Origin of the sequence: Lachnoclostridium sp., assembly GCF_031997925.1 — a bacterium.
Taxonomy (GTDB): domain Bacteria; phylum Bacillota; class Clostridia; order Lachnospirales; family Lachnospiraceae; genus Lachnoclostridium.
Map to the genome: position 1 here is coordinate 41,220 of NZ_DAMADT010000034.1, position 12,191 is coordinate 53,410.

The following is a 12,191-nucleotide window of genomic DNA, read 5'->3' on the forward strand; positions in this document are numbered from 1 at the left end:
CGAGGATGTTAAGGGGCAAGATCATATTGTTACAACACTGAAAAACCAAATCAAGGCGAAGCGTATCGGGCATGCATACCTATTTTGCGGTACTCGTGGTACTGGTAAGACAACTGTAGCGAAAATACTTGCGAAAACAGTGAACTGTGAGCATCCGGTAGATGGTAGTCCATGCAATGAATGTGCAATGTGCAAAGCGATACAATCGCAAAGCTCGATGAATGTTATAGAAATTGATGCTGCATCCAATAACGGTGTGGATAATATCAGGGAGATTGTTGAGGAAGTAAAGTATTCTCCGACGGAAGGAAATTATAAGGTATATATTATAGATGAGGTTCATATGCTTTCTGCGGGAGCATTTAATGCATTGTTAAAAACCTTAGAAGAACCGCCGTCATATGTAATATTTATACTAGCAACTACGGAAGTACACAAGATACCGATTACCATATTATCACGTTGTCAACGCTATGATTTTCGTAGAGTTACCATTGATGAAATAGCAAAACGATTGCGCGAGATTACTGATAAAGAAGGCATTGAAGCAGAGGAAAAGGCTTTAAGATATGTTGCTAGAGCGGCAGATGGTTCTTTTCGAGATGCTCTTAGTCTTTTAGATCAATGTATTGCCTTTTACCTTGGACAGTCTTTAACTTATGATAAGGTGTTAGATGCATTGGGAACCGTAGATATTGAGGTTTTTGCAAGGCTCTTACGTTTTATACGAAAAGGAAGTGTAACTGATTGTGTAGCAATTTTAGAAGAGCTGATCGTTCAAGGAAGAGAGCTTACACAATTTACGATAGAATTTACCTGGTATTTAAGAAATTTACTTTTGGCAAAGACTTCAGAAGATATGGAAGAAATTCTTGAGATGTCAAGTGACCAATTGCAGTTATTAAAACAGGAAGCACAAAGTTGTGATACGGAACTTTTGATACGTTTTATCCGTATTTTTTCAGAGTTATCAAATCAAGTGAAGTATGCAACACAAAAGAGAGTTATGATTGAGGTTGCATTAGTAAAGTTATGTAAACCAGCAATGGAAACAGATTATGACTCATTAATCCATCGGATACAGGTACTAGAAAACCGTTTGGAGCAAGGTGTTTTTGTAACATCTAAGGAAGTAGCAGGTACGACACCTTTACCAGAAACGGTTAAAAGAGATGAGGTACCGGCCCAGTTACCTAAAGCTGTGAGTGCTGATTTGCAAGAAGTTGCACGGAATTGGAATTCAATTCTAAGAAGTTTGCCTCCATTGGTACGAACTGTACTGATTAGTGCGCGTGTTGTACCTGGAGAAGGAAATACGATAATCCTGGTATTTGAAAAAGAAGTAGATGAGGGTGTGATTAATCAAGAGTCTCATCTTGAAGAAATTAAAATTGCAATCGCAGATACCATTGGAAAAGAAGTCTTAGTTCAAACTAAGGTGATAAAGGACGGAGAAGCTTTAGAAGCTTATCCTGATTTAACAAAAATAATGAAAAAGGTTCCGATTGAATATGTCGATTAACCCAAAAGTTGGAAGGAGAAATGAATATGGCAAAGCGTGGAGGATTTCCAGGTGGTAATATGCCTGGTAACATGAATAATCTGATGAAGCAGGCACAGAAGATGCAAAAGCAGATGGAAGAAAAGACAAAAGAGATGGAAGAAAAAAAGTGGGAGGCTACTGCTGGTGGCGGCGCTGTTACTGTAACTGTTTCTGGTAAGAAAGAAATTTTATCCGTTAAGCTATCGAAAGAAGTAGTTGATCCAGATGACATTGAGATGTTAGAGGATTTAATTGTTGCTGCGACAAATGAAGCTCTTCGTAAGATGGAAGAAGAGTCAGCAAATGCTATGAATTCTATCGCTGGTGGATTAGGCAACTTTGGAGGATTAGGCGGCTTATTCTAATCACTAAGAATAAATTCGTCACTTTATTATAAGACAAAAAGATATCTTTTATCAGTATGAGTTTTTCATGAATGAGAATACTGTTGAAAGATATCTTTTTGTTTTGGTACTTGTAGTATGAACAGAAATAATGGTATGATAAGGTAGAGAAAAGATTAAATAAAAGAATAAATAAGAGATTAAATAAAAGATTAAATAAGAGATTAATTAAAGATTAAATAAGAGATTAGAAGAGAGATTAGATTCTGTAGGCTAATATCATTTTTGAATAAGTTCTTATCATAAACGTTATGAAATACTTCTTATCATAAAGCGTTATGAATGACTTCTCACTTCTAAACTTATTATATGCATTATATGGGTTAAAAGTCAATTTATATAGTTTATGATATTATTATTAAATATTAGTAGGATTTAAGATTGAGAAAATATGTTTTAGAAGATAGGTGGAACCGTGAATTATTATAGTACACAGATTAGTAAGTTGATTGAAGAGCTAGGTAGGTTACCTGGCATTGGTGCAAAATCGGCACAAAGACTTGCGTTTCATATTATAAATATGCCAAAGGAGCAGGTAGAGCACCTTGCAAGTACGATGCTTGATGCAAGAAGCAATGTTAGATATTGCAAAGTATGTCAGACATTAACAGACAAAGAGATTTGTCCGATATGCTCTAGTGATAAGCGAAATCAAAAGGTCATTATGGTGGTGGAAAATGCGAGAGACTTAGCAGCTTATGAAAAGATCGGTAAATTTGACGGGGTCTATCATGTTTTACACGGTGCTATTTCTCCCATGTTAGGAATCGGACCACAGGATATTAAATTAAAGGAATTAATGTTACGTCTTCAGGGGGATGTAGATGAAGTAATAATAGCAACCAACTCGAGTCTTGAAGGTGAGGCTACAGCGATGTATATCAGTAAATTAATTAAGCCTGCAGGTATTAAAGTGAGTCGTATCGCAAGCGGTGTACCAGTAGGCGGTGACCTTGAATACATTGATGAAGTAACATTACTTCGTGCGCTTGACGGAAGAATTCAGTTATAGGCTGAAATCTTTTGTCATGACAAGGAAAAGTTCGCAAAGCTACTTTTTCTTATTTACTAAAAAGATAAAGGGGTATACGCCTTAACACAAAAAGAATAAACAATAGGAGGTTTCCTATGGAACATGAAAACGTATTAGCGGGTGGTATTGAAGCTCTATATGCAATGAAAGAAAGCATACTTGAATTAGAGGGCTACAAAGAGAGTAGTAAAGAATGGTCATTTAAAGAAGAACAAGCGGAAGAACAGTTAGAGGAACGCCAGAAGGCTATTACAGATGAAGTTGGGGCTGTTTTAAAAAAGAGACGTCAGGAAGTAGAGACTTCTTTTGAGGAGCAAATGAATGAGACCAAAACACGCCTTAAAAAAGTGAAATCCAAAAAAGAAAAACAGTTAGGTAAAAAAGTATCCGAAAGAATTGAAGAGGAAACTGCTGACTTAACAAAGGAAGGTATTCGTCTAAAGCAGGAACTAAAGGCGGTATTTCAGAAAAATCATATTTCCAGAGTATTTAACCATAAATGGTTTCATGCGGTGTTTATGCCTTGTTCCGTTAAAGATTTTGGTATTCTATTAATTACTGTACTTATTTTATTTTTAGCAATTCCAGTAGGTATATATAAATTTTTGTTACCAGCCCAAACGTTATATCTGGTTCTTGATTACTTCGTAACGATTCTTGTTTTTGGTGGTCTTTATATTCTGATCAACAAAAAAATCAAAGAAAATCATACGGAAGCAATTATTGATATGAAAGCCATTCGTCAAAAGATGGACAAGAATCATAAAAAGATTAGAGCTATGGCAAAGGGAATCAGAAAAGATAAAGATGAAAGTATCTATGGTTTGGATGAAATAACAGGTGAAATTCGTCAATTAGAAGATGAATTGAATCATTTAATGGAAGAGAAGAAGAATGCCTTAGTGGAGTTTGAGTCAACTACCAAAGCTCCAGTTTCAGAGGAAGTCAAATCTCGTTATGAGGATGAGATGAAAGGTCTTCAAAGCAAGGTAAAAGAAGCACACGAGGAACAAAGAAAAGCTGCAGAGAAGGTAAAAGAGTTTTCCTTAGAAATTACCAATCGTTATGAAACTTATCTTGGAAAAGACATGCTTACTAAAGCAGCTATTGATCGACTTATTGAGATTATGAAAGAACAAAACGTTACGAATATAACGGAGGCACTAAGTATCTACCGTGCTGAGTTAAATAAGCCAATAGAATAGCTGTAAAAGAGCTCCCTTTAGGTAAATCGATGATATAGTCGACTACCAAGAAGGGAGCTATTTTTATGGATTGGATTTTTCTATAACCCGACCTCTCATAAGATACATGCAATGGGAAATGCCTTGGTAGATATAATCAACTAAAGTCATTACCGTACCAAGTCGGGTAGTTTGTAAGAGCATTTGATCAAAGAGTCCAGAAAGATTAACAATTCCAGTAACAAACAAATCACCAACGTAAGGTAAGTCCTTATCTACTCCAGCACCAGGTTTTAAAGGTCCTTCGCCTAAAGTATAATATCCTACATGTGAGGCTTTCCCTAAAGAGGCATCAATCGCAATAATAAATGGGTTGCTATTCTCAGCATAAATACGGGAGACTGTTTCTTTTAAATTTTTGGCATGAACCGGTTCTTCTAAGGTTCCATAAACTACATAGCTTTTGGAAGGAAGATGAGATAATTTATAGCCAAGTAATGGTCCAAGACAATCTCCGGTTGCACGGTCTGATCCAATGCATAGAAATACAATAGTTTTATTCTTATAACTGTTTACTTCCAAAAGATTCAACAGAGTATTTCCAAAATCATAAGGAGAATAGCGTTCTTTAGAGTCAAAATAAAAAATTTTCTTGTTTTTCTCTACAAATTGCTTCAAATAGGAAATCCACCTTTCACTAGGGTATTTTTTCTTCATATACGAAAATAAATCAATGAAGAGCAACATTTGTTGCGAGCAACGTCTGTTGCTTGTCTCCTTACAGAGTATTTCCGTAAGGTAGATTCATAGACATAGAATCGTAATACTAAAAACTTGGTTTTATGACAAAATAAAGAAAAAAATATTCAGAAAAAGAAGAAACTTAAAAAATTAATAATAACACTGCAAAAATAATTGGAAAAAGATAGATAAAAACCCAAATCCAGATTATGTAAACCGACAAAAACAGCAAGTCCACTGTGATACGATGCTAATATTAATCGTATATCTTGTTTGAGTTAGGAATAACGAACATAGATTTATATGGAAGGGCGGATTGGTATGAATGATACAAAGCATAGTTATAAAAACAATCAGACGGTAGCAGCAACTGAAAAGGCAACGACAAAAATAAAAGTTCCAAAAAACGTAAGGCAGATTGGTAAAATTGGAGACCAGTTAAAAATCTATATGGAGGATTATGTAAAGACATATACAAGGCAACTTGCAGAAAGTGATTACGCTAGTCGTTGTATGGCGGTCTTAGTAGGGGAATTCCGCCACGAAGAAGACAACCGAAATGTCTTTATCTATGGTGCTATCCTGGTAGATAACTGTTTTGAGGATGGAAAAATTGTTTTAAAAGAAGATTCTTGGGCCACGATCTACGAGAAGATAAAACAGTATTTTTCTGAGGCTGAAATTGTTGGATGGTATTATGGTGGGACAGGATTTGGTACAGATGAAATTACCTCACTTCGCGAAGTTCATATTGATAATTTTGCAGGCAGAGATAAGGTTCTGCTTACTTATGATGTTCTAGAAAAAGAAGATAACTTTTACATATACGATGGATATGACTTAAAACAACAACCAGGATATTATATTTATTATGAAAAAAATTTAGAAATGCAAAATTATATGGTAGATCACAAAAAGATAAAGCATGAGGAATTAGAGGTAAACGATCGTGCGATGAAGGAGATAAGAACAATTCTCAATGAAAAGAAGCCACCTCTCGATTCTGATAAAGAGCAACGCACCATGTTACGTCTTGGATACGCAGCTGGCGGATTAATGACTGTGGTAGCACTGATAGTTGGAATCACAGTTATGAATAATACAGATAGAATGAAGCAGTTAGAACAGCAAGTAAGTTCTATTTCTAAGGATATATTTGATAAAGATAACAATAAGAACAAAGATTCCAATAAGGATGTTACAGCCATAACACCGATTCATGATAAAGATATAGAGGACGAGCCAAATGTAGATGTATCAAAGGGTGATGATGCCGATTCGGTTGAGACATCGGGAAATAAAACAACGCCGATACCAACGAAGGGGACGGATGAAGTGACAGTAACACCAACAATTATTCCAACCTTAGAACCAACCAAAATCCCGACTGTAACACCGACTGTAACACCAACTGTTACTCAGGCTCCAACAGAAACTCCAATCCCGACAAAAGAAGCAGATCAACCAACAGGTAATATTGATGTCACGAAGTTAAAAACATATCGCGTAAAGAGCGGGGACACATTAGCAAGTATCTGTATGCGTCTTTACGGGAATTACAAAATGCAAAATACAATTAAGGAACTAAATCAATTGGTTGATGAAAATGTAATCTTTGAAGGGCAAGAATTATTAGTACCATAACTAAAGATTGGCTTGGCTTAGAGTATGTTTCAATTACTCTTAGCCAAGCTTTTTTAAAAAATTAGTGCCATAATATGAAAAATAAGGTATACTATTTTTATCGCCGATTAATGGCATGATAAAAATAGTAAAATCGAATCAAAATGATTGTGCGATAGCGCATTGTGGACGATAAATGCATAAGAAAGATAGGCAGAGAATAAGATGGCGAGACTAAAAAGAAGCCTTAGGGCCGATGAATTGAATTTAAAAAAGAAAAAAAAGCGTAGATTGATCCTTTTCCTTGGTGTCGTAGGAATCTTAATAATTGTAGGAATAGCTATTGTTTTACATAGAAAGACCACGGTATATACCTCTTATAAGGTAATCGAATCGACAGAACTTACGAATGTAAAAGAAAGTAACTTTGTGAAATATAAAAACGGAGTTATAAAGTATAATAGAGATGGTGCAGAGGCAATAGGTTCAGATGGAACGGTACTATGGAACGTATCTTATAGTATGAAGAAACCAATTGTAAATGTGAAGGGTAGTTATGCAGCAATTGCTGATATGGGAAGTTATGACCTCGTTATTGTAAATGGTTCAGGAACAACAAATACTCTTACTATGATAGAGCCAATTGCAGCAGTTAAAATAGCGTCTCAAGGTGTAACAGCTGTGTTAACAGGGAATGGTACTTCAGATTATATTTATTTTTATGACATGAATAGCGAAAACGGAAAGTCAATATTAGATGTAAAAACTATGGTTACAACGGACGGTTTTCCAACCGATATTGGTATCTCAGAGGACGGTACAAAACTAGTGACCTCCTATTTGGCCGTAGATGATGACAATGACGGTGTTGTTAGTAAAGTTACTTTTTATAACTTTGGTGAGTATGGTAAGAATCAAGTTGATAACCTGGTAGGATTTTATTCGGATTATCGAGGAGAGGTAATACCTAAAGTTGAGTTTTTAACCAATGAAATCGTAGTTGCGTTTCGAGACACTGGATTCACGTTATATTCCATAAAAGAAGTTCCGCGTGAAATTATGCGAGAAACCTTCACGGAGAAAATACATAGTGTTTGCTATAATGATATGTATGTAGGGGTAATTCTTGATGGTACAAATAATACGCAGGAAAGAAAAGTATTACTTTATGATTTTTCTGGGAAAAAGGTATTGGAAAAAGACGTGAATTTTAACTTCCAAAACGTAACCTTAATAGAGAATCAAATAATTTTTTACAGTAGTACAGAATGTAATATTATGAATATTGATGGTAGTATGAAGTTTTATTCGCAGTTCCATACGAATGTAACAAGTCTATATCAAACAAGTAGTATGAATGAATTTCTTCTAGTTACAGATGTAGGGTTAGATAAAATACAATTAAATAATTCGGAGGAGTAAAAAGATGAATGCGTTGGTGTTAATAGTTGTAGGAATTCTTATACTAAGTGCATTTTTAGGTATGAGAAAGGGGTTTATTAAGACGGTTTTTTCCATATTTTCAATGGTGATTGCTCTTGTTTTCACAATAATATTGAGTCCTTATCTAAGCAAAAGTTTACAACAAAATGAAAAACTAGTTACGTATTTGTCAGAGAAATCTGCAGAAGTATTAAAGCTTGACGAAATAGATGATAAGATTAACCAAACGATTGAAGATAGTGTTATTAGTAAACTGCCTTTACCAGCGTCCTTGAAAAACACCTTACAAAAAAATAATAATTCTGATACTTATGATGCACTCGGAGTTAAGGATTTTAAAGGTTACGTTAGTCATGCTGTTGCAAGCATTGTAATTAATGCGATATCTTTTGCAATAACTTATATTGTATTAATTATTGTACTTCGCATACTAAGTACAGTACTTAATATCATCAGTAAATTACCGATACTTAATCAAATCAATAAGTTAGTAGGTTTGCTTGCTGGAGGTATTCATGGACTTATCATTGTTTGGTTGTTATTTATATTATTGACTATCTTTAGTGGTACAAAGCTCGGACGAGAGTGCTTTACAATGATGAATGAAAGTGTATTCCTAAGTGCACTTTATGATAACAATTTAATCATGAAATTTGTAATGAATTTATCTGGCATACTAGGATGAATAGCCTGAAAAAATAAGTAAATATCAAACTACAACTTGAAATTGCGGGAAAGGTGGAGTATACTTGCGTTGTAAGCACTTACATCTATAAACAAACGTAAGAAGCGTGACTACTTATTAAGTAGAAGATATGTGCAGTTGAACTATTTACTTAGTTACTGTCCTAATAAATTACAAGTAAAGGAGTATAGAAAATGAACGAAGTATTAAAGCGTTTTGAGCAATTAGGAATTATTCCAGTTGTTAAAATTGATGATGCTAAGGATGCAGCACCTTTAGCAAAAGCTCTTTGTGAGGGAGGTCTTCCAGTAGCAGAAGTTACATTCCGTACTGCAGCTGCAGAAGAAGCTATCCGTAACATGGTGGAGGCTTGTCCTGATATGTTTGTTGGTGCTGGTACTGTTCTTACTACAGAGCAGGTTGACCGTGCTATAGCAGCAGGTTGTAAGTTCATCGTTAGCCCTGGTTTAAATCCTAAGATTGTGAAATATTGTATTGAAAAAGGTATTCCAATCACTCCAGGTACATCTAGCCCAACTGATATTGAGCAGGCAATTGAGCTTGGTTTAGAGGCTGTTAAGTTCTTCCCAGCTGAGGCATCTGGCGGTCTTGCAAAGATTAAGGCTATGGCAGCTCCATATGTAAATATGAGATTTATGCCAACAGGTGGTATTAATGAAAAGAACCTTACTTCTTATCTTGATTTCCCTAAGATTTTAGCTTGTGGTGGAAGCTGGATGGTAAGTGATGCATTAATTAACGGTGGTAAGTTTGATGAAATCAAGAGACTTACAAGAGAAGCTGTTAATACAATGTTAGGATTCGAATTAAAGCATGTCGGAATCAACGCAACAAGCGAAGAGGAAGCAGACGGAGTAGCTACTTCTTTTGAGAAGTTATTCGGATTTGCTAAGAACGTAGGAAGCAGCTCTGTATTTGCTGGAAGTGCAATTGAAGTTATGAAGACTCCATACCTTGGAGCTCACGGACATATTGCTATTCAGACAAATTACATTGAGCGTGCAATTTATCATATGGAGCTTCAGGGCTTTGAATTTGATATGGACACTGCAAAATACAAAGATGGCAAGATGGTAGCAGTTTACTTAAAGGGTGAGCTTGGCGGATTTGCTGTACATTTACTTCAGAAAAAGTAATTTTGCCACCAGAAAGTGATTCTCACATAAGAATGAATAAATAGGAATCTTAGATTTTATATAACCTTAGATTCTATTTTGGCTCTGCATTAAGTGTTAGATAGAGGTTACATTGGGAACTTCGTTTAGACACTAGGTGCAGAGCTATTTTAATTATAAGAAGTTGCATAATTGGGTCTTTAATAATTAAGGGAAAAGCAATGAATAGTAATACAACGAATTTATATAAAATTTATGAAAGTAAGAAGCTACATTATCATTTAGATAAAGACTCTCATCTAAGTGTTTTATGATATACAGATAGATTAAACCTAGCCTCTTATAAAAATGTAAATATTGAAGATTATTTCCTAAATTTTTATAAAGTTTCTTGTATTCTAGCTGGAAAATAGTTATATTATAGGAGTAAACCATTGTTCCTATAATCGGATTGACAGTACATAAAGTGAACCTTTTATAAGAACTTGCTTAGCAATTCTTATTTATACTATAATTACGCGGACGAAGGAGGAGAATCGATGAAGAGACTTCAAAAATTATTTGTTGCTATTGGTGTAATGTTTGCCATCATGCTTACTCAAGTAGTAACGGTATCAGCGGCACAAACGATGACGTTTGATGATTTGTATATGACCCTTGAAATTTCCGATGATTTCATTGTGTTAACACCAGATACGCCAAGAAACGATGGGCGTTGGGCTGAGGCTGGTATCATTCAGATTGATTCAAAATTAAAGGAATTTAATGATATGGGTGTAAGAGCTATGTTTTACGATAAAAAAAGCAATACATCCGTGACAATGATGGTAAAGACCTCTTCGAAAACCAGGGAAATAGTGAACTTTATTAACATGACAGATACCGAACTTCAAGAGTATTTTGATACTTTGGTAGGAAAAGACTCAGAAAAATTAGTATCTACCGTTGAGGAGTATAAACATAAGCAAACTCCTTTCTTTAAATTGCGAATACAATCGAAAGAAGGAGAAAGTCCAGTCAGTGAAGTGATCTATGGAACCATAATGAATGGAAAAAGTTTCGGTTTCGATGTTTTTAAAGAAGGAAGCTACATACAAGATGAAGAAGAGGAATTAGTAAGATCTTTGGTAGACAAGGTTTCATTTACGAAGATATTAGATGCATCTGAGCTTAGTCAAGTAACAGAAATCGGATTTAAGGATTTTGCTGCTCCGGTTCTATTTATATTAATTATTGTTACTATTATGATTATATTCAACAAGAAGAATAAGAAAGCTTCTCAGATAAAAAAGAAAATTTCACAGGATATGCAGGAATATCGACTTAATCGAAAAAAACTCGAGGAAGCAGGAGAGCTAACCAAGGAAGAAGTACTGTTTACGAATTCAACAGAATATCATGATCAAGCGATAAAGACCTACTGTATGTACAATCATTTCTTTAAGAGGATTGGATTTTGGATCTATGTTATTGTATTGTATTTGATAATACTGGGATATAGTCTTTTCTTTACTATCTCTACTTGGATTACCATTATTGTTACAATCGCAGGTGTTGCATATGGTTATTATCAAGGAATTGCTGTTGAAAAAATGAGCGAGGCAATGAAGAAACGATATGAGAATAGTCGCTCTAAGAATGCAATCACTAAGTTTTATGATGACTATTTTACAGTAAGCGGAATTCAATATATTAGTGATTTCCCATATGTCCAAGTGACTGAGGTAAGAAAATACAAAAATTATATTTATCTTTATTTAGGTTCTGAGGTTGCTTATTTTGTAGATGTGACAACATTTAATAAGACTGAGGAAGAAGGATTTATGATTTTCTTGAAACAAAGAATGGGTGAGAAGTTGAAGTTTAAAACACGATAAGTTAAAATAGACTAGACTCACGAAGTTAAAATTAGCAAGGGAAATCTAACAAGGTAAATCTAGCAAGGTAAATCTAACAAGGTAAATCTAACTAGATAAAAGCTTACTAAGGTCAAACTTACTACAGTAAAAATTTACTGACCAAGATAATTCACGTTAATCAAGTTAATTAATGTATTCTAGAATTTAAATAAAAGGGGGTACCAATCCTATGTGGTATCCCCTTTACTTTGTTATCTGATTAGAATGTTAAGGTAGTGTAATACAAGGAATATTATTCGTTTGGTTCGGTTATAAAAATTATCTAACATATCTAGCTTTAGAATAGGAAAAAAATCATGGCATAGATTACCTATAAATGGAATAAAAAAAGTTGCAAAAAAGTGTTGACATGAAAGGTTGTAGGTGATATAATCATTTTTGCTGACGCGGTAATAAATAAACAAGCACAGCATAAAAAGTGCAAAAAGCATACAGGTTTTAGCACAATGAACATTGATAACTGAACAGTGAAACAACCTT

Annotated in this window: 10 protein-coding genes; 9 read left to right on the plus strand and 1 reads right to left on the minus strand. The window is 34.6% G+C overall.

Translation table 11 applies throughout. The features are described 5' to 3' along the window. The 4 genes from dnaX to RTP52_RS17215 all read left to right on the plus strand — a co-directional run. A partial coding sequence (gene dnaX / locus RTP52_RS17200) for a DNA polymerase III subunit gamma/tau (RefSeq protein WP_312372673.1) occupies window positions 1-1,522 on the plus strand: 1,522 nt, incomplete at its 5' end. Window positions 1,523-1,548: 26 nt separating this feature from the next. Beyond that, on the plus strand, window positions 1,549-1,908 hold the full coding sequence (locus RTP52_RS17205; RefSeq protein WP_312101108.1) for a YbaB/EbfC family nucleoid-associated protein: 360 nt from the start codon (window positions 1,549-1,551) through the stop codon (window positions 1,906-1,908). Between the two features lie 454 nt (window positions 1,909-2,362). Further along, the gene (recR, locus tag RTP52_RS17210) at window positions 2,363-2,959 is read left to right on the plus strand and encodes a recombination mediator RecR (protein ID WP_312101105.1); all 597 of its coding nucleotides are present in this window, start codon (window positions 2,363-2,365) and stop codon (window positions 2,957-2,959) included. Window positions 2,960-3,075: 116 nt separating this feature from the next. Continuing rightward, window positions 3,076-4,185, plus strand: a complete 1,110-nt coding sequence (locus tag RTP52_RS17215; protein WP_312372674.1) for a hypothetical protein — start codon at window positions 3,076-3,078, stop codon at window positions 4,183-4,185. A gap of 63 nt (window positions 4,186-4,248) precedes the next feature. On the opposite strand, the gene yyaC is transcribed toward RTP52_RS17215, so the two are convergent. Further along, window positions 4,249-4,842 carry a spore protease YyaC gene (yyaC, locus tag RTP52_RS17220; protein WP_312101099.1) on the minus strand — a complete coding sequence of 198 codons (594 nt, stop codon included), beginning with the start codon at window positions 4,840-4,842 and terminating at the stop codon, window positions 4,249-4,251. Window positions 4,843-5,226: 384 nt separating this feature from the next. Here yyaC and RTP52_RS17225 point away from each other — a divergent pair, with 384 nt between their 5' ends. The 5 genes from RTP52_RS17225 to RTP52_RS17245 all read left to right on the plus strand — a co-directional run bounded on the left by RTP52_RS17225 (window position 5,227) and on the right by RTP52_RS17245 (window position 11,669). Continuing rightward, complete coding sequence (locus RTP52_RS17225) at window positions 5,227-6,549, plus strand: LysM peptidoglycan-binding domain-containing protein (protein ID WP_312372676.1); 1,323 nt, start codon at window positions 5,227-5,229, stop codon at window positions 6,547-6,549. Window positions 6,550-6,753: 204 nt separating this feature from the next. Further along, window positions 6,754-7,950 carry a DUF5711 family protein gene (locus tag RTP52_RS17230; protein WP_312372677.1) on the plus strand — a complete coding sequence of 399 codons (1,197 nt, stop codon included), beginning with the start codon at window positions 6,754-6,756 and terminating at the stop codon, window positions 7,948-7,950. A 4-nt stretch (window positions 7,951-7,954) separates the two neighbouring features. Beyond that, window positions 7,955-8,656 carry a CvpA family protein gene (locus tag RTP52_RS17235; RefSeq protein WP_312101091.1) on the plus strand — a complete coding sequence of 234 codons (702 nt, stop codon included), beginning with the start codon at window positions 7,955-7,957 and terminating at the stop codon, window positions 8,654-8,656. A gap of 194 nt (window positions 8,657-8,850) precedes the next feature. After that, window positions 8,851-9,813, plus strand: coding sequence for a bifunctional 4-hydroxy-2-oxoglutarate aldolase/2-dehydro-3-deoxy-phosphogluconate aldolase (locus RTP52_RS17240; RefSeq protein ID WP_312101089.1), 963 nt, complete (start codon window positions 8,851-8,853; stop codon window positions 9,811-9,813). A gap of 518 nt (window positions 9,814-10,331) precedes the next feature. After that, window positions 10,332-11,669, plus strand: a complete 1,338-nt coding sequence (locus RTP52_RS17245) for a YcxB family protein (RefSeq protein WP_312372679.1) — start codon at window positions 10,332-10,334, stop codon at window positions 11,667-11,669. Window positions 11,670-12,191 lie beyond the last annotated feature (522 nt).